Source organism: Nonomuraea sp. CA-143628 (assembly GCF_050942315.1).
In the GTDB taxonomy this organism is placed as follows: domain Bacteria; phylum Actinomycetota; class Actinomycetes; order Streptosporangiales; family Streptosporangiaceae; genus Nonomuraea.
In genome coordinates, this window is sequence record NZ_CP192072.1 from 13,521,138 (window position 1) to 13,538,985 (window position 17,848).

Genomic DNA, 17,848 nt, shown 5'->3' on the forward strand with positions numbered 1-17,848 from the left:
GCGTCACCCCAATCCGATCTGCGCGTTGAAGCACCCTTTGACCAGGTCGCCGCCCAGCTCCACGTACGAGAACGGCGACAGCTCGGCGATCCGCCCGCGAGGAGAGGTGTCGCACTCGACGCAGCGGTCGCAGAAGCGCCCGGCCACGCAGCCACACGCCACGATCGGCACGTTAGCGGATCGATCGGTGCAGAGGTTCCGTACCTGCAGCATCGACCCGATGGCGAGGTACGGCAGGCCCGTGCAGGACACCTCGGCGTCCGGGCAGTCCGCGTCAGAGCGCTCGACCATGGGGTACGCGGCCCCCCGATCCTCCTCGTCGAAGACGTCGGACCAGGTGGCGGTCCCGGAGACGCGTGACTGCAGGCCCCCGTAGGCGGGCGGCGGAGCCGGCACGGCCCGTGCCGGATAGGCGGGCTGCGAGGTCGCGGGCAGCAGGGCCAGACTCGCCCCGCCCTTTCTTATACCGATCGCGTCGAACAGGAACCCCGGCTCGAACCGCGCATGTCGCACCATGATGCGACCTGTCGCACGGTATGGGATGACGATGGTCCGGCGCCCCCGGTGCGGCCCGCAGTCGAGCTGGACCGACAGGTCCTTGCGTCCCTCGACGGACAGGATGGTCCCGGTCAATCGCGTGATGTCGGCCCAGAGGCGCTCGACCACCCGGCCGTCGCGCAGGGTACGCATGATGACCGTCGAGCCCACGGGCAGATCACTCGGCGCCTGGTCGCCACCGTGCCAGGCGGTGGCCCAGGGCGCGATGACGAGCCGCTCTTCGGCGCCTTCGGGGGTCTCGATGGTGATGAGATGTGGGCTGATGTCGAGGATGTCCCCTATGACCGCGCGTAAGGGGTCCCCCTCACCGGAGCCCGGGATCCCGGTCTCCCGGCCCAGCGCCGCGGCCGCGAGCACCCGGCGGCGTTCCACGCTCGGATACCCCATCAGTCCCTCCCTTGTCGCGTTAATAGGGTCACACGGCTCCGGGGGTGCTTCGCGGTACTCGTGCACTCGAGAGCAAAATACGCACCCCTCGGGGCAGAAGTTGACCCCCAGCGACGTACAAACCGCCACCGACCTTGACCTACCTTTATCGTCGGCGGGCCGAATCCTGAATTCCGGTTACGCCCTATCTTGGCCTTTGGCTGCGATTCTGGCCACGATGCAGACCGCCAGCTGGGAAGAGGAGTTCCGCGAGTACGTCGTTGCGCGCGGAGCCGCCCTGCTGCGCACCGCCCACCAGCTCACGGGACATCCGCTGGACGCGGAGGATCTCCTGCAGAACGCGCTGACCAAGACGTACCTGGCATGGGACCGCATCCAGGACAGAGCCGCGCTCGACGGATATGTACGGCGGGCGATGGTCAACATCAACATCTCGCAGTGGCGGCGGCGTCGGCTGGAGGAGTACCCGTCGGAGGACCTGCCGGAGATCGCCCCGGAGCCGGAAGCCAGCGGCGACCTGCACGATCTCCTGGAGCAGGCGCTGATACGGCTGCCCGCCCGGATGCGGGCCGCGATCGTGCTGCGTTACTACGAGGACATGACCGAGCCGGAGATCGCCAGAACGCTGGGCATCAGCCTCGGCACGGTCAAGAGCACGATGTCACGTGCCATGGCCAAGCTCAGGGTTGAGCTGGGCATTCCCCCTCAACAGCTCCGGCCGTAGCGCAGGGCCGTACGACATCCCGGATCGTGCGCAGCGTGGCCAGGAAGGTTTCCAGCTCCTCCGAGCTGAGCAGACTGGTCAGGCACTTGTCGATGTCGTCGAGGTGCTGAGGCAGCACGACCTCGAGCTTCTCCCGCCCCGCGTCGGTGAGCGTGGCGTAGGATGCCCGGCGGTCGACGGCGCAGGCCACCCTGGCCACCAGACCGTCGCGTTCGAGCCGGTCGACGACCCTGGTCACACCACTGGTGGACAGGCCCGTCTGTGCGGCCAGATCACTCATCCGCAAGCTCTGCCGCGGCGAGCGCCCCAGCCGGAGCAACGTCTCAAAATCGATCTCGGACAGCCCGGCAGCGCCGAACACCGGCTGCATCCTGGCCGCGAGACCTGCTTGAACCTCCGACAGCAGGCCCATGGCCGTCAACCGGGGGTCATCAATGTTGACCACGTTCATAGCCTAGCCGACGATTGTTGACGAGAGGAATATTCCTCGTGTAGACATTTGTTGCCGCAAACATCCGCACAGCAATCATCCTCTGAGGAGAACCCCATGACCACCCGCACCTGGGAAGGCCTGACCGTCCCCGCCACCGGCACCTACAACCTCGACACCGCCCACACCACGATCGGCTTCGTGGTCAAGCACATGATGGTCAGCAAGGTGCGCGGCAGCTTCGGCGACTTCACCGGCTCCGTGACGATCGCCGACAACCCCCTCGAGTCGTCGGCCGAGCTCACGATCAAGACCGAAAGCCTCACCACCGGTGTCGCCGACCGTGACGGCCACCTGCGCAGCGACGACTTCCTGTCGGTCGAGAAGTTCCCGACGCTCACCTTCAAGAGCACCCGCGTGGTGAGCCACTCGGGCGACGAGTTCACCGTCGTCGGCGACCTGACCGTCCGCGACGTCACCAAGGAGATCGAGCTCAAGGTCGAGTACGGCGGCGCCAACACGAACCCGTGGGGTCAGGCGGTGTGGGGGTTCTCGATCACCAGCGAGTTCGACCGCGAGGACTTCGGGCTGACCTGGAACCAGGCCCTGGAGACGGGTGGCGTCCTGGTGGGCAAGAAGATCAAGGTCGAGATCGAGGGCGAGGCCAACCCGGCGGCCTGAGGTCGCGCTTCGCCCAGCGGCCTGACCCGCCCGACGTCTGGTTTTGCCCAGCGGCTTGGACCCGCTTGAAGTCTCGTTCGGCCCAGCGGGCCGATCCGCTTGATGCCTCGCTTGGCCCGCGACCTGAGTCGCGTGACGTCGCGTTTTGTCCGCCGGACCCCGCGTGGCGGGGCCGTGCGCCGAGCCCGCCCCCGCCGCGCCTTGGGGCGGGCTTGCTGTCCGGCCCGTTGTCCACAGGAGGTTATTCACAGGCAGTGGATAACCTTTGGACAGGCCGGGACGGGGAACCGCTTTGCTGCCTTGGCAGAAGGCCGGTACGCTGTCCTGAGCCGCGTGGCTACCAGGAGGATTCGCCTAGTCAGGTCTATGGCGCCGCACTGCTAATGCGGTTTGGTGGCAACACCATCCGGGGTTCAAATCCCCGATCCTCCGCAGGTCGAAGCCCTCTTCCGAAAATCTGGAAGAGGGCTTCTCGATCTTCTAAGGGGCGATGCCGGATCATTGCCGGACCATCCCCCTAACGTTCATGGACTCTGGACGCCCGAGGAATCGCCGCGATGATCGCCTCAGCAGACGCGTCAGCGATCTCTGGCAACACCGACGTGTACACATCCGCCGTGAACGAGTAGCGCGAGTGACCGAGCGCCTCAACATCCCAACCGGCACGACTGTCTGGGTACGACGCCGAACCACCTTCATCGACGACCGCGCCCACCAACTCGCCAACTCCTACTACGAACTCGACGTGGTCGCGGGCACTTTGATCCGCCAGGAGAACACCGGCCCCGGCGGCGGATTCGCCCGCCTCAAAGAAGCGGGCTACCTCCTCGCCGAAATCCGCGAAGAACTCGCCGCCCGCATGCCGAACAGCCGGGAGCCAGCCGCCCTCGACCTACCGGCCGGCACTCCCGTGGTGGAGCTGACTCGCACCACGTTCACTGACACCGGCCGCCCGGTTGAGGTGATGTGCGCGGTGATCGCTGCCGACATGTCCTCGTTCGACTACCGCTTCCCCATCCCGGACTAGGAAACCCATCGTGCGTATCACCTACACCACCGAGCCCGCGCCCGACCCTGGCCGCCGCAACGAGGACTACGTCATCGCCGGACCCGACTGGATTGCCGTACTCGACGGTGCGACCGCCCCTCAGGGTGTCAAGTCCGGGTGCGTCCACGACGTGCCGTGGCTCGTCGCACACCTCGGCGCCGCGCTCGCCCAGCAGTTCACGACCCGACCCGACGTGGACCTGCCCAGCGCGCTCGCTGCGGCGATCCGCTCGACCATGGCCGCCCACGAGAACACCTGCGACCTGACCAACGTGGACTCACCCTCGTCCACTGCCGCGATCATCCGCTGCCGAAATGGACGGCTGGATTACCTGGTGCTCTGCGATTCGCCCATCGCTCTCCGCAGCAGCGATGGGCGGATCACCGTGGTCGACGACGACCGCACCGCACACCTTCCGGGCGGCCGCCCGTACAGCCGCGAGCTGGTGCGGTCACTGCGGAACCAAGCGGGCGGGTTCTGGGTGGCCAGCACGCGGCCGGAGGCGGCTCGGGAGGCGCTCACGGGGTCGTTGGATGTGGGCGACCTGGACGGCGTGCTGATGGTCACCGACGGCGTCTCGCGGCTGGTCGAGTGGTACGGCCATACGTGGGAGAGCTTGGCGTCCACGGCGGAGAGGGACGGTCCTGGCAGGCTGGTCGAGCTGGTTCGTGCCGCCGAGCGGGAGTACGGCCCGAAGAACGGGGGGAAGGTGCACGACGATGCCACGGCGGCGTGGGTGAGCTGGGCTTGAGCCGCTGGCCTGGCGCTTAACCTGAGAAATAGAGCGACTGGCTAGGCCAACCATCTAACGACATAGTTCGGGTGATCAAGGACATGCCGTCGGCTCAAGGAGAGGGCAGCCGCCCACGAACCCGGGAATCTTCCGGTCACAGCACTAACTGACCTTGTAGACATCCTCAAGCTCGTGCAGGTTTCCGGGCAGCGCCAGGCTCATGGCCAGCAGCACGGCCCCGGCAGGGTCGTGCACGGTCGCCGTCACCGCGAGCACCGGGTTGGACGAGCCGAGCAACTCCGCCTCGTCCTTGGTCGGCCTTTGGGCGGACACCCGCTCAGTGATGTGATCGAAGCGCAGATGCTTGATCCCCTGGAGATGCCGCCGGATCCCGCCCCGCAGCGGCTCGGCCTTCTCCAAGTCGGTGCCGACCGCGATCTCCAGCGGGATCCACACGGTTTCCACCGCCGACACGAGATCCGCCTGCCGGGCCACCCGCTTACGGACGATCACCGGAGTTCTCTCGGCCACTCCCAGCAGACGAGCCACATACCGGGACGCCGGAACACGCGCCACCTCAACGAGACTGTCGGCGCTCTCGCCTTGCTCCGCAGCGATCAGGCCCGGCCGCACCGTCTCGGCCTCACCGTCTGGCCGGCCTTTCACGAACGAGCCACGCCCGTGCTCGCGCTCGATCCACCCCTGCATGGCCAGCGTCTGCAGCGCCCGCACCACCGTGGTCCGGCCCACACCCAACTCGCGAACCAACTGCGTCTCGGACGGCAGCATGCCGCCAGGCGCGTACTCGCCCGACTCGATCCGCCCCTGAATCGCCCTCATGACCTGGGCATATTTCGGCGGAGCGAAGTCCATACTCATGTCAGCCGTCCGTTCACTCGTGCGCTTGACCGCATAAGTACAGTACCGGCTAAGCCAAATTTGCCAGTGCTCTTTCAGGCTGCGTTCCATGCCGTGCCGAACTTGCGTCGCCACTTCCGGGCGCATGCTCCGCATGATGTCGCACCGTTCGGGACGAACGGTACATACCAATCACCGATCGCCACCGGACGAACCGACACGCCGCACCATGCCCTCGTCCCATCCGTCCGTACCGCGTGCTGCACCAGAACGGAATCACGCCGGGAACGCTCTACCCCGCACACCCAAGAGGCATCTGCACTCATCGCCTACCTCGCGCCCGGATCAGGTCAGCTCGGATATCGACTGCATCGCCCGCAGGCTCGCGTAGTACATGGAGATACGACGAGCGGCCCGCTCCGGATCAATCACCGGATGCCACGCATAGATGACACGGTGATGTTCGGCATTCCACCCGGTTCGCCACCAGAAGTATTGACCGTCACACCACACGACAAGCCCCACCCAAACGGATACAAGCGCAAGCCCGTATCCCTCGTGGACATCAGCGGCAATGCCGTCCCGGCCCAACATCTGCCGGAGCAGATCGGCGGAATGATACGGGTTAATCGCGATTACGCGCGGGGGCGTCATTCGGCCACCCGCTCAAACCGCACCGTGCCCGCCGGGTCGAGATGCGCCCGGAAGACCTCACGCCGAGACGCCTCATCGGCCACCGCCGCGAGCCCGTAGACGTTGTGCATGATCTGCCCCCGCACGGACGACCCTGCCGGCATGCGTCGCATCGCCTTGCGCAGCTCGTCCATCGCCGTGGCCTGGAACGAGCTCGACCCACACGCCCCCAGCTCGTCCCCGTGGCCGGCACTGATCCGCACCTCCCACTCGAACACCTCGCCCTCCGAGCAGACCCGCTCAGGCCCGTCGCAGAGAGGACACTCGGCGACGGCATTCGACGCCATGCCGAGCAGGGTCGCCGCCACATTCCCGCGCCGGGTGACGATCTTCCATCCCCGTCCATCGCATTCTGTGCACCTGACTGGAGTTGTCATGCGGCAGAGCATGATCGGGCCAACCGTTTATACATATCCCACGGTGATATGCAGCCAAGGCATATAGAGTGCGCGGCAAAGCAGTGCATCACCTCGGAGCCGAAATCCGGAGGTTCACATGCGCCCGAATGCTTTCGACCGCATCGAAATACCAGACGTTATCTGGGATCGCGACGAAAGCCTGGAAATCCTCAAGAAACGCGACATTGCCGGACTGTTCCGGCTCGCGGTTAAATACGCCGGAGCCAGCCAGGTACGCATCGGAACGGCAACCGGCCTCTCCCAACCTCGCGTCAACAAGATCCTCAACGGCACCGCCGGCCCCATTCAAGAACTTGCCGTATTCGAGCGCGTAGCCACCGGCCTCGGCCTGCCCGACCACGCCCGCATGCTGCTCGGCCTGGCTCCACTCGACATCGCATCCCCCACCGGCGGCTCCGGCGACGACCACCAGGAGCAGACCGACGAACTCAGCACCCGCCTGGACGCCGCCGCAGCCGTCGACGACACCCTGGTCATGATCCTGCGCACGGACATCAACAGCCTCCGCCTCCAGGACCGCCGACTCGGCAGCATCGCCATCGCCGACAAGATGCGCGCCCAGATGGCCCAGATCGAACGAGCCCACCACCACGCCGTACGCCCACGCATCCGCGCCCAACTCGCCCACCTGACTGCCGAAACAGCTTCACTGGCCGGATGGCAAGCCATCAACACCGTCGCCCTCAACGACGCCTGGAACCACTACGAACGCGCCAAAGCCGCCGCCCGGGAAGCCGAAGACCCGGCCGTGCTCGCCTACGTATCCGGCGAACAGGCCTACGTACTCATGGATCTGGGTCGCCCCGCCGAGGCAGCCGAACTGCTTCAGTACATCCACGCCACCCACCGCAACCATGTACTGGCCCGCCTCAGAACATGGCTGGCCGCAGCCGAGGCAGAAGCCGCGGCCGTACTCGGCGACGAAGCCGCCTGCCGCCGCGCCCTCGACCAAGCCGCCGCCGTATTGCCGGAAGGTGACGGCGACCTGGACATGCCCTACCTGTCCATCAATGTCCACCACTTCGCACGGTGGCGCGGAAGCTGCCTGCTCCGTTTCGGCGACCCCGGCACCGTCGAAGACCTCCGCTCCTCACTCGCCGGAATGGACGGCACCTACAACCGCGCCGAGGCAGGCGTCCGATGCGACCTCGGTCACGCCCTCCTGGCGGCCGGCGATCCCGAAGCCGCCCAACCGCACATCCACCGCGCCAAGCAACTGGCCACCATGACCGGCTCCCGTCGCCAGCGCCGCCGCATCGACGAGCTATCGCAGGCGGTCAACCGCGCCCTTGGCCGTTGAGCCGCTGCTGAGCCTGAAGCAGCCCGATCAACGTCCCCGACGTCCAGATGTCACCGCGGGCAATCATCGCGGGGATCTCCGACATCGGAACCCACTCGATCCGGTCGGCCTCCACCTCACCCTCCGGCTTACCGACCAACTCGGCCCCGCGCGCCAGGAACAGGATGTGCTCGGAATCGACCATGCCCGCCATCGGCTGATAGCTCACCAGACGCTCAACCTGCTTGGGCCGATATCCGGTCTCCTCTTCCACTTCGCGGATAGCCGTCTCCATGGGGTCCTCGCCGACCTCGATCAGACCGCCGGGTAGCTCCCATCCCCAGCGGTCGAACACGAACCGATGCCGCCACATCAGCAACACCCGATCCTGCTCATCCACCACCACGGCGATAGCAGCCCGATCCAGATGCACCACATGATGCTCGAACCGCTCCCCGCCAGGAATCTCCACATCGGCCATCCCCAACCGGATCCACCGGTTGTCGTAGATCAGCCGCTCCCCATGCACCACCCAGCGCGTCAGCCCAGCGTCATCAGCCACACCGCGAAGCTACCGGCCCACAACCCTGACGTACACGCACTTCCAAGTGACAGCCGAGATCGTTGCCGAATAACTCCTATGAAGATCAAGGGGCGGCGCTACGCCCGCTCGGTGGCCGGGCATGCGGCCTGGGGGCCGGTCCCGGCCGCCGACGGCCACGAGCCGCGAGAGCAGTCGAACTTAGCGAGCCCCATTACAGCCTCTGTGCCTAAATCCCACCGGATGCCGACTATCGGACGGTCCGAAATTTGCCCTCGCGCGCGGTTGACATATGCGAGCGAAGTGGACAAAGTTGGCTCGCTGCTATTCAACGTCGACTGAGCGTGAGACAGTATGCAGAGATTTCACCAGTTGGAGGCGATGTGCCAAAGGACTCCGACCCCTCAAAGTGGGACTGCCCCCCGCACACTAAGGCTAAGCACCAGATGCTTAGCCGCTATCTCGATGGATGGTTTCCCATCCTCTCCAGTTGGAACGGTCGAATCCTGTTCCTGGATGGCTTCGCCGGACGTGGTCGTTACAACGATGACAGTGAAGGCTCTCCCCTAATCTCGCTTCGGCGATTGATTGAACATCGACACTTTAAGAACATGCGGAATCGAGAGTTTGCCTTTCTCTTTATAGAGGCCGATGCAGACAACGCCGCCAACCTACAAAAGGAGATCGACTCTCTAAAAACCCAATACGCGCCTTGGCCGAGCAACATTAAGACGCATGTCGAAAACGACCGCTTCGACAAGGCCGCCGAGAGCATTATCGATGCCTTACGAGAGCAGAAGCGGAATCTGGCTCCAACATTCGCTTTCGTCGATCCCTTCGGCTATAGCGGCCTTCCGATGAACCTCCTGACCGATCTCCTGGCCTACCCGCGCACAGAGATCTTCGTCAATTTCATGGTCGGGCATGTGCAAAGATTCATTACTCGTGACGGCCAGGAGAATGCCATGCGCGGCCTCTTTGGCATGGATGTTCGGGACGTCCTTAACAGCTACACGGTAGATGCCGATCGGGTTGAACATCTGCGCGAAGTATACGTACGGCAGCTACGCGACCAAGTCGGCTTCAACTTCGTGCAGTCATTCGCAATGACAAACAACACTGGAAACATCGGCTACTACCTCTTCCACGGCACTCGCCACCAATTGGGCGTTAAGCTCATGAAGGATGCCATGTGGAAAGTGGACCCCGGATCTGGCTGTCAATTCTCCGATAGGCTCGCTGGCCAAGATGTGCTGTTCACCCTCGAACCGGATCTACGCCCCCTGAGCGAGGCGATTCTTCAACGGTTCACAGGTAGGCGGGGCGTGACCGTCTCAGAAGTCGAGTGGTACGCCATCTTGGAGACACCCTACCGCGAAACACACATCCGGCCAGTTCTAAGACCGCTGGAGAAAAGTGGTGCGATCCAGGTCAATCGTCCGCCCGGCAAACGACAGTTCACCGATGGCGTGACGATAGACTTCCCTTAGCTCGCTGCCACTAGCGGCATGTCGTCCCAGGTCCTCCCTTGCAATTGCCGCCCTCCGGCTTTAGGCGTTCGCCCTCCCCATTGCTTGAAGAAGAAGGGGACATCTGCCCGCTGACATTTAAGGCGAAGCTCTTCCACCCAATCAACGCTCATGGGACGGGCATTCTTACCGCTTTCGCCGCCTACGATCACCCAATGAATGCCATCAAGCGACAAGTCACTCAGAGGCCCCAACAACGGTTCGCATGAAAGAAATCTCACTGCCGCGGGAACCATCCGGAGGTCGTCTACACGGTCCAGAACGTCAGCATCTTCTATGGATGTTCCGATCCAGACGTTATCCGGCCATGAAAGCCGCGATGCAATCCGCTTCAGCCGCTTCGCTCTCTTGGTCAAGACTTGATAGGTATGCTGCGGCGTTGCAGCCATAACGTCGAATATCTGCTGAACAAACTCGATCGGAACTTGAGCGTGGAAGAGATCGCTCATTGAGTTCACAAATACTCGACGAGGCCTTTTCCAGGACAGCGGAAGCGAGAGGGCCTCAGGGTGGCAAGTGAGTCCGAATCCCGGCCCGCTCGTTTTAGGATTTCCATCGCGCTGATAGCGCGGTTGCCCCATGGCTTTGAGCCGAGCAGCAAGCGTCATGGCGTAGCAGTTATCGCACCCTCGCGATACCCGATCGCACCCTGTAGTGGGGTTCCAGGTCGCCTCAGTCCACTCAATGGCGCTACGGTCCCCCATGGCTCCTCCTTGATACGACCATATCTCATTCAAACAAAGTTTCGACAAATCAAGATAACAACTACATCACGCTTCGGCCTCTAGGAGTCCTCGCCGCTACTGCTGATGCAACAGAGGTGGCCAGGACGAACTTAGAGCAGTGCGTTAAGCAGGACATCGTGTTTCGGATACTCATTGCTGTTTCGCCCTCTGCCTACAGGCACTGCCCGTAGGCCGGGTTCTCATCCACCGCACGCAATACTTGGCTTGACCTGCGATCACTGGTCGTCTAGGCAGGAGATCCATCTGCCCTACGATCGCCATGTGGTGGCTGGGCTGCGTAGAGGGCCGGGGGCGATCGCCGCGCTGGGACTTCGTTCCTCAGTCCTAGCGCACCGGGTTGGCTAGCGAGCGTCGCACTTACATTCCCCGCTGAGCATGGCCAAACCCCTCGCTGCCGAGTGTCCTGGTCGAATCCGCCGAGCCGAGGGCGCCAGCCCCTCTGACGGGGTTCCGCCGCAACTTCCCGCCGTGCATATACATGCAAATGATCACGGTTTGCATCGTGATGAGGCAAGGTCATGGCATAGGTGGAAGGCTATATCTCAGCCGCAACGGTCACGCGCGGTAAAACTGTTGGCAGTTGGGACGGCGCTCACGATCACTCGTCGGCGGGCATCCGCCGAAAGGACTGAGGCGATGGACGGTCCAGAGCCTTATTTCTCAAGCCTGACCCACCGAGCAAGTGCGACGTGACGCCCCACACCAGCTACATCTCCCCTGGCTCTACAAGGTGTGATCTGTCATCGAGGTCGACCACCATCTCCCCCAGGAAGTAGGCACCGCAGTTGCGGCAGAAGGCCTCTTCCGCCGCACCGTCAACGACGAGCTGTCCGCTCGAACCTGGGTAGCCGAGGTACCACTGTCCGTCCACCATGACCATCAGTTGCGGCCACCGCGGCTCACAGGAGCACAACGTGTTCTTCGGCTCTCGCGCCCACTCGAACGGGGGTGGCGTATCTGGTTCGAGGACGAAGTTGCCCGGGTAGGTCGCGCCACACTCGCCGCACCAGGCCGATCGGTCACCGAGTGAGGTCAACAAGCTGCCGCGATCGTCCGGTAAGCACGGCATGGTATAGCCGTTCATTTCCGTCACAAGACCAGGCCATTGTGGCCGGCAGTGGCACGACGACTTACGAGTCTTGAACAGTCTCATCGAATACGCTCCCTGCTTCGATCTTAAGGCGATGAGCCTACGCAGGTTGTACAACCTTCCGGTCTCCGCCCTCGAACACCGGCTTTCTGGGTTGCACGACAAGGCCGCTAAGAGCGACTCAGGACGGACCGCGCAGGGGCGTCGACCTGATTCGAACATGATCGTGACAAGCATTGCGTTGTCAGTAGCTGAGGCTGACCGGCTCTTCCCGTCGCCGTCGCCCAGGACAAGCCGACCCGACCGAGAACTCTCCCCTGACGGGCTGGAACGACGGTGACAGTAAGGGCCGGCAGGAGAGGTGCGTGCGTCCGCACGGTGAAGTGACCGTCGCCAATCTTGCTGGCAGACGTGCGGCGCACCCGCGCGGCTTGCCGCAGAGGCCCGGCCCGAAATCCACCAGCTGGCTATGGACAGTGCACTCACCTGAACCGAGTCGTGGAAATGTCGGTCACATGCTCTACCGTGTCCGTCTGCCGAGAAGTTGACCATGTTGGCAAAGATCAGGACAGGAGCACTTGCGTGGGCATCTTCTATGAGTACTACCGTGCCGCGGACCGTGCCGCGGCGGCTGTCCAGCCAGAGCATTCCCGTGTGATCGCCGACGCAACTCGCGGGGTTCCGGAGTTCGATGTGGTGGAGACCAAATGGATCGACCCTGAAGTGATCCTGGGGCAGCTCGTGGCGTTTGCCAGCGAAGTGGATTTCTCTGTGGGCCTGGTCGAGACCGTGGATTTGTACCCGCCCCCGGAGGGCGCCCCGCGAAGTGCCGAGGAGTGGGATGCCCTGCCGGAAGACTCTCCTTATATGGAAGGCCCAGGCATCGTGGAACTGCCGGTGCACATGCGCGACGTGCTCGCCGCCGTCGACGACGCACGCCTGCCGACGCTGGCAGAGCAATGGGCAGCCATCGAGGAGTTCTCGAACTTCACCGACGATGACGCGGGGTACACGCTGTCCCTCATCACGGATCTTGTCGGCCTGGCACGTCGAGCGGGAGAAAACGACCAGCTGCTCTACTGTTGGATGTCCTTGTGACCGTCGACCACCTGGCGGTCTGCATGTAGCCTGCGGTCTCGGAAACCACCGGGCTCCTAGTGAGTGCGATTGACAGGGCTTCAGATCACATGCCGAACCTGATGACGCATGTTGGGACGGGGTCTAGTTGCAGTTCTAGTTGCAATCCGACCCCGTACAACACCGTCCCATGCAGCCGCACATGGCCAGGTGGTCCAGGTTGAACCGATCGGGACGTACGAGATCCAAGCTGCTAATGCGGTTTGGTGGCAACACCATCCGGGGTTCAAATCCCCGATCCTCCGCACGTGAGAGGCCCTCGCCCCGCTCTTGGGGAGAGGGCCTTTTTGATCTTCTGTGGGCGTCAGGGATCGCAGTCGGTCTTGAGGGGAAGCCCAGAGGGCGCCGTCCATACGGTTGCCGGCGTCCTTCATCTGGACGGCTGCCACGCGAGGCGCACCTCACCTGCCGCCATGCCGGACTCGTGTTCCCAGGCTGGCATATCGGTCAGGACCCCTTGCGGATGTCATTGCGCCCCAATAGGGCCGTTGACTCTACGCTTTGTCGTCTCGCAGGGTTTACGGACAGACCATAAATCGGTTGATCAGTCCGAATCGGTCATGTAGCGTCTAATCGCACTATCGAGCACAGGTTCGAATTTCTGTCATCGACCAACCAGTGAACCCCCGGAGATGCGACGTGAAGCGAACTTTAGGTGTGTTGGCCGTTAGCCTGCTGGCCACGAGTCTGATGGCCGCGCCGGCCCAGGCCGACAGTGTGTGGACCGATCCTCTGGTCGCTTCTCAAGCGGCCGCCGTCGAGGTCGCGACGTTCTGGCTTGGCGATGGCGGCGCCAACCTGAAGAACGCCACCCCGTACAACATCCAGACCGCCGTCGACGAGGTCTTTTCCACCGGCGGCAACACCCCTGACACCAAGCCCGGCAGTACCGCGCCGGTGCCTCCGCTCAATTCCGGCGGAGCGAATGCCAAGGCGCCCACCACCTCGGGCAAGGTGTTCTTCGTTGCTGCCGACGGCCAGCCGCACTGGTGCACGGGCGCCGCCGTACAGTCGCAATACCGCAACCTCGTCGCCACGGCCGGTCAGTGCGTGTACGACACCCAGCGCGTTGAGACCACCCTCGACAAGTGGGTCTTCGTTCCCGATTACGCCGACGGCACGGCGCCATGGGGGCTCTACGTCGGGAAGCAGGCCTTCACCCATTACGACTTCCCCGTCTACCGGGACTATGACCGCGACTACGCCTTCGTCACCGTCTACGGCGGCGTCGTCTCCTCCACCTCAGGTGAATTGACCAACTTCGGAAGGCTGGTCGACAACACCGGCGGACAGGGTGTGGCCTGGAGCCAGCCGCTGGATTCCTCGGTCGATGTCTTCGGCTTTCCGGCCGGCCCTAACCCCGATGGCAGGCGCCCTTACACGGGTGAGACCCTCGAGTCGTCCAGTGGCCGCACAACCGCTGCCATGGTCCCAAGCTTGAAGGCCGAAGAATTCACCGCCGTCGACTCCCCGTTCACCGGTGAAGGGTCCTTGGGCTCTTCCTGGTTGTTGAGCTATGACAAGGGCAGCGGCAGGGGCTACCTCAACGGCATCACGGTCAGCGTCGCCGATACCGATGGCAATCTGCGTTACGACATGAGCTTGTCCCCGTACTTCGACGGCGAGACCAGCGCCGTCTACAAGGCCGCTGGGACTTCATGGAGCGGCGCGCTCCTGCCCGGCTGACCGGGCCCGGCATTCGACCCTGAGGAGGGACGTCACAACCGGCGTGAACCGACAGAACGGCTACCAGGCCCCTCAGACCTGCGAGGGCCTGGTAGCGGCCGGACACGGATCGCTCGTAGGGCATCATGGCGATCGCGGTGCCAAGCCGGGCTGGGTACTTGAGCGATCATCCGTTTCGCGCGCTGACCGAAGCCCTCGCGGAGCGGTGGCCCGAAGCGCCGCCCTACGGTGGACAGTTCACGAAGGTCATCCCGCATCTGACTGTTGCCCACGGCCAGCACCCCTGAGCGGAAAGGCGATGGCGCGGGTTGTCTGCATTGGGTGATGCTGTACCGGTGTCGTCGTTGCTGACCGCGGTGGAGTACGAACGTACGGCTGCCATGTTGCGAGGCAGGCGCATACGGAGGGTCGTCTACTACCCCTTGATGGGCGGGGAGGACGGTTGCGACGTCGAAGAGTGGGACTTCGGGACGTGGCACCAGCCCACCATGGGAGTGGAACTGTCCACTGACGATGGCGCTTGTTTCTCGGCTGTGTGGGGCAGCAGCTTCGACCACTTCGGGCTTGAGGTCTTCCCTGAGCCGATGACCGCTCACCTTCGGATGATCGGGGAGCCATGGGGGTCGACGGCGGTGGACGTAACCGATCATCCTCGCTGGTCGAGCCTGGTCGACAGAAAGCTCACCTGCGTCGATATCGCCTGGTCCCAAGACCCTGAGAGCTACCTCCGAAAGCCAGACGCGATCAGGTTGTGCTCGCGGGAGAAGGCCGTGTGGATAGCCGCCGGGAGCCCGGCGGCATGGCCGCCAACCGACGTCTACTACCTGGGTACCGACGACGTCATGGTCGTCTTCACCGCCGAGTTCGCGGGCAAGGTGGGCATCCCCTCTGTCAGCTGACCGTGGTGACGCGGCTGGCCCGCTGGTGACCGATGCACCGGCCTCGACCTGCACCAGCTGCGCCACAGCGCCGTCACTCACCTTGACCACGCCAAGGTCCTGCTCCAGCTGATCGTGGGCAGGACCCACCACAAGAATCCCCACACCGCCATGCGCTACGTAGCCATCGCCACGGTCGCGGCTCACCTCGCCCCGCTACGACGTACCCGCTGACCAGCCGCTTGTCCCTGGCGGGACGGGAACACTGCCCCTTCCTCCCCTTTTGCGGCGGCGGGTCACCAACTGCGGGCGGTGATGTCGCCGTTGGGGGGTGGTGGCGTGGATGTCGATCGCCAGCGGCCGATCCCTCGTCCAGGTCGTCGACCTGGCCCGGCAGGGCGTCGGCGTCCTCGGCCGTGGCACCCCTGCCGCCACCCGCCTCGAGAACGTCGCCCGCTACCTCGACTTCGTCGGCGAGAGCCTCATCCGCGCCGCAGAACAGGCCCGCGCGATCCTCTACACCACCACTGAAGCGACCTCAGACGGCACCGCGAGGCCGAGTTCAGATCATGGAGAGACCGCCGCCCCGACGGCCACCGCATGAGACGAAGCCGGCCGAGTTGTCTTTCGTCCGCGCCGCCCTTGTGGCTTGCCCGTACCCTGACCGCGGCTATTTGGCGGGAGACCTAGGCAGGTGTCGCGCCTGCAATCTCTCGGTGACAAGGTCGAGATCAGCGGTCGCCGAAGATGATCCCATGAGAACCTTATGCGCGCTGCTAGGCGTCGTGACCCTGCTGCTCGCGTGGCCGCCGGCAGGCGCGGCACGCGCAGAGACTCGGAGTTCGCTGGCTCAGGCGATATCCGCGCTAAGGGGCCAGTATGCAGAAAAGAGTGGTGTGCTTTTCTCCCAGAAGACCCGCAAGGGCTTGGGCGCGGGCGCCCATCTGGCGGTCACCCACGGCAAGCACCGGTTCGCGAAGGCAGGCGTGTCCGCCAGCGACATCACAGAGACTTCCACCGTGGGCGACGGAGACTCGATGCCATTCCGCATGATAAATCTCGGTCGCGATACGTATACCCAAACCTACTTTGACACGCTGCCCAAGGGGAAGAAATGGAATCACTGGCGGGATGCGGAAGGCTTCCTTTGGTCACAAAACCTGGTGGACGCTCTTAACCCGAAGTTCCTGCAGCTGATCTCCGCTAGCGCCAAGAAGGCACCCACCAAGGACCGTTACGACGGCGTCCGCACTTCCCGCTACGACGGCACGGTGGAGGTCGGTTCCATTAGCTCGAGCCAGGCTGGCATCCACTACAGCGAGCGAGAAGGATTTTGGGACGGAGGCCGCGTCACATGGAAGCTCTGGTTGGGCCCGGATAACCTGCCCAGGCGTTTCCAAGCCGAGATCGTGTACGAGCCCTATGGCGCGGAGCAGAGAGCTGACACCGTGCGGATGAACGTCCTCTACAGGGGCTGGGGAACGCCTGTGCACATCACCGCCCCTCCCAAGAAGCTCGCGGTCGAGGCTGAGTGAGCCCACATGTCGTCGGCGCAAAGAGCGGGCGGCCGCCGCGCTGGCGGCCATGTAGACGGCAGACGACGATGATCGCCACCAGGTACGCCCGGCGCTGGATTTCTCTCGGTACGACCGCAGGGCTGGCACAGATCCCGGAGCATACGGAGCCTGTGCATGTAAAATGAAGGCATGCCTAGGAACATGCAGATCCGCGATGTTCCCGACGACATCGCCGACGCGATCGCAGCCCGAGCCCGCGCCAAGGGGCAGTCCGCGCAGGCCTACATGCTGGGCCTCCTGGCGGCGGATGCCCGCCGTTCCCACAACCTCGATCTCATCGCCCAGTTCGAGGGACGTGACGACGGCATGCACAGCGCCCCGGGGCAGGCCGCGGAACTCGTTCACCAGGCACGAAACGAGCGGGAGCAGCAACTCGCTGATAGCACTGGGGACTGCCCATGCTCGTGATCGATGCCTCCGTCATGATCAACGCACTGGCCGATGACGGAGAGGCCGGCCGCCCCGCACGCAAGGCCATCATGACCGATCCCTCCTGGATCGCGCCTGCCCACATGCCCAGCGAAGCCGCCCACGTCGTCACCCGCCTCGTCAGGCAAGAACTGATCACCCAAACGCGTGGACGAAGCGCCTTCGAGGCGCTCGCCCGAGCCGAGATCGAGTTGGCGGACATCCGGCCTCTCCTGCCTCGCATCTGGGAACTGCGTGACAACATCAAGGCTTACGACGCTGCCTACGTGGCGCTGGCCGAGGCTGAAGGTTGCACCTTGCTCACCAGTGATGCGAAGCTCGTCAGCCTCCCGGTGGTCGTCGACTGTGACATTCGCCTGGTCTAGCACCCGAAGATCGGGCGATGCCCTCGGACCGGACGGGAGCGCGGGTTTTCTGCCGGTGAC

At 63.9% G+C, this 17,848-nt stretch carries 20 protein-coding genes and 1 tRNA gene; 14 read left to right on the forward strand and 7 right to left on the reverse strand.

Translation table 11 applies throughout. The features are described from left to right. Positions 1 to 3: 3 nt before the first annotated feature. Positions 4 to 945, reverse strand: a complete 942-nt coding sequence (locus ACQP2T_RS62000) for a hypothetical protein (RefSeq protein WP_433513928.1) — start codon at positions 943 to 945, stop codon at positions 4 to 6. Between the two features lie 217 nt (positions 946 to 1,162). Here ACQP2T_RS62000 and ACQP2T_RS62005 point away from each other — a divergent pair, with 217 nt between their 5' ends. Beyond that, on the forward strand, positions 1,163 to 1,669 hold the full coding sequence (locus tag ACQP2T_RS62005; RefSeq protein WP_433513929.1) for a SigE family RNA polymerase sigma factor: 507 nt from the start codon (positions 1,163 to 1,165) through the stop codon (positions 1,667 to 1,669). Here ACQP2T_RS62005 and ACQP2T_RS62010 read toward each other — a convergent pair. Continuing rightward, the gene (locus ACQP2T_RS62010; protein WP_433513930.1) at positions 1,626 to 2,120 is read right to left on the reverse strand and encodes a MarR family winged helix-turn-helix transcriptional regulator; all 495 of its coding nucleotides are present in this window, start codon (positions 2,118 to 2,120) and stop codon (positions 1,626 to 1,628) included. The two genes, ACQP2T_RS62005 and ACQP2T_RS62010, sit on opposite strands and share 44 nt — an antisense overlap. 96 nt (positions 2,121 to 2,216) lie before the next feature. Between ACQP2T_RS62010 and ACQP2T_RS62015 the strand changes: the two genes are divergently transcribed. The 4 genes from ACQP2T_RS62015 (at position 2,217) to ACQP2T_RS62030 (ending at position 4,579) form a co-directional block, all read left to right on the forward strand. Then, on the forward strand, positions 2,217 to 2,780 hold the full coding sequence (locus tag ACQP2T_RS62015) for a YceI family protein (protein ID WP_433513931.1): 564 nt from the start codon (positions 2,217 to 2,219) through the stop codon (positions 2,778 to 2,780). Between the two features lie 343 nt (positions 2,781 to 3,123). Continuing rightward, positions 3,124 to 3,212, forward strand: a tRNA-Ser gene (locus tag ACQP2T_RS62020). 202 nt (positions 3,213 to 3,414) lie between these two features. Continuing rightward, positions 3,415 to 3,807 carry a UTRA domain-containing protein gene (locus ACQP2T_RS62025; RefSeq protein ID WP_433513932.1) on the forward strand — a complete coding sequence of 131 codons (393 nt, stop codon included), beginning with the start codon at positions 3,415 to 3,417 and terminating at the stop codon, positions 3,805 to 3,807. A 10-nt stretch (positions 3,808 to 3,817) separates the two neighbouring features. Next, on the forward strand, positions 3,818 to 4,579 hold the full coding sequence (locus ACQP2T_RS62030) for a protein phosphatase 2C domain-containing protein (RefSeq protein ID WP_433513933.1): 762 nt from the start codon (positions 3,818 to 3,820) through the stop codon (positions 4,577 to 4,579). Between the two features lie 144 nt (positions 4,580 to 4,723). Here ACQP2T_RS62030 and ACQP2T_RS62035 read toward each other — a convergent pair whose 3' ends face one another. From ACQP2T_RS62035 to ACQP2T_RS62045, 3 genes are all read right to left on the reverse strand, one after another. Continuing rightward, positions 4,724 to 5,566, reverse strand: a complete 843-nt coding sequence (locus ACQP2T_RS62035) for a GntR family transcriptional regulator (protein ID WP_433513934.1) — start codon at positions 5,564 to 5,566, stop codon at positions 4,724 to 4,726. Positions 5,567 to 5,764: 198 nt separating this feature from the next. Beyond that, positions 5,765 to 6,073, reverse strand: coding sequence for a hypothetical protein (locus ACQP2T_RS62040; protein ID WP_433513935.1), 309 nt, complete (start codon positions 6,071 to 6,073; stop codon positions 5,765 to 5,767). Further along, positions 6,070 to 6,399, reverse strand: coding sequence for a hypothetical protein (locus ACQP2T_RS62045; protein ID WP_433513936.1), 330 nt, complete (start codon positions 6,397 to 6,399; stop codon positions 6,070 to 6,072). Before ACQP2T_RS62045 ends, ACQP2T_RS62040 begins: the two co-directional genes overlap by 4 nt. Before the next feature lie 208 nt (positions 6,400 to 6,607). On the opposite strand from ACQP2T_RS62045, the gene ACQP2T_RS62050 reads away from it, so the two are divergent. Then, a complete protein-coding gene (locus ACQP2T_RS62050; RefSeq protein WP_433513937.1) occupies positions 6,608 to 7,831 on the forward strand; it encodes an XRE family transcriptional regulator in 1,224 nt (407 codons plus the stop codon). Here ACQP2T_RS62050 and ACQP2T_RS62055 read toward each other — a convergent pair. Then, positions 7,809 to 8,291 carry an NUDIX hydrolase gene (locus ACQP2T_RS62055; protein ID WP_433519996.1) on the reverse strand — a complete coding sequence of 161 codons (483 nt, stop codon included), beginning with the start codon at positions 8,289 to 8,291 and terminating at the stop codon, positions 7,809 to 7,811. The genes ACQP2T_RS62050 and ACQP2T_RS62055 overlap by 23 nt on opposite strands. 506 nt (positions 8,292 to 8,797) lie before the next feature. Between ACQP2T_RS62055 and ACQP2T_RS62060 the strand changes: the two genes are divergently transcribed. Next, the gene (locus ACQP2T_RS62060; protein ID WP_433513938.1) at positions 8,798 to 9,841 is read left to right on the forward strand and encodes a three-Cys-motif partner protein TcmP; all 1,044 of its coding nucleotides are present in this window, start codon (positions 8,798 to 8,800) and stop codon (positions 9,839 to 9,841) included. On the opposite strand, the gene ACQP2T_RS62065 is transcribed toward ACQP2T_RS62060, so the two are convergent. Next, positions 9,838 to 10,584: a DUF5131 family protein gene (locus ACQP2T_RS62065; protein ID WP_433513939.1), complete on the reverse strand. Its 747-nt coding sequence runs from the start codon at positions 10,582 to 10,584 to the stop codon at positions 9,838 to 9,840. The two genes, ACQP2T_RS62060 and ACQP2T_RS62065, sit on opposite strands and share 4 nt — an antisense overlap. Positions 10,585 to 12,298: 1,714 nt before the next feature. On the opposite strand from ACQP2T_RS62065, the gene ACQP2T_RS62070 reads away from it, so the two are divergent. The 7 genes from ACQP2T_RS62070 (at position 12,299) to ACQP2T_RS62100 (ending at position 17,788) form a co-directional block, all read left to right on the forward strand. Then, positions 12,299 to 12,814, forward strand: coding sequence for a hypothetical protein (locus tag ACQP2T_RS62070; protein WP_433513940.1), 516 nt, complete (start codon positions 12,299 to 12,301; stop codon positions 12,812 to 12,814). A gap of 696 nt (positions 12,815 to 13,510) precedes the next feature. After that, the gene (locus ACQP2T_RS62075; RefSeq protein ID WP_433519997.1) at positions 13,511 to 14,539 is read left to right on the forward strand and encodes a trypsin-like serine peptidase; all 1,029 of its coding nucleotides are present in this window, start codon (positions 13,511 to 13,513) and stop codon (positions 14,537 to 14,539) included. Positions 14,540 to 14,874: 335 nt separating this feature from the next. Further along, positions 14,875 to 15,438, forward strand: a complete 564-nt coding sequence (locus ACQP2T_RS62080) for a hypothetical protein (RefSeq protein WP_433513941.1) — start codon at positions 14,875 to 14,877, stop codon at positions 15,436 to 15,438. Positions 15,439 to 15,760: 322 nt separating this feature from the next. Next, positions 15,761 to 16,021, forward strand: a complete 261-nt coding sequence (locus ACQP2T_RS62085; protein WP_433513942.1) for a hypothetical protein — start codon at positions 15,761 to 15,763, stop codon at positions 16,019 to 16,021. Between the two features lie 181 nt (positions 16,022 to 16,202). After that, positions 16,203 to 16,952 carry a hypothetical protein gene (locus ACQP2T_RS62090; RefSeq protein WP_433513943.1) on the forward strand — a complete coding sequence of 250 codons (750 nt, stop codon included), beginning with the start codon at positions 16,203 to 16,205 and terminating at the stop codon, positions 16,950 to 16,952. Positions 16,953 to 17,123: 171 nt separating this feature from the next. Continuing rightward, positions 17,124 to 17,402 carry a FitA-like ribbon-helix-helix domain-containing protein gene (locus ACQP2T_RS62095; RefSeq protein WP_433513944.1) on the forward strand — a complete coding sequence of 93 codons (279 nt, stop codon included), beginning with the start codon at positions 17,124 to 17,126 and terminating at the stop codon, positions 17,400 to 17,402. Continuing rightward, a complete protein-coding gene (locus tag ACQP2T_RS62100; protein ID WP_433513945.1) occupies positions 17,393 to 17,788 on the forward strand; it encodes a type II toxin-antitoxin system VapC family toxin in 396 nt (131 codons plus the stop codon). The genes ACQP2T_RS62095 and ACQP2T_RS62100 overlap by 10 nt, the downstream gene beginning before the upstream one ends. The last annotated feature ends 60 nt before the right edge of the window (positions 17,789 to 17,848 follow it).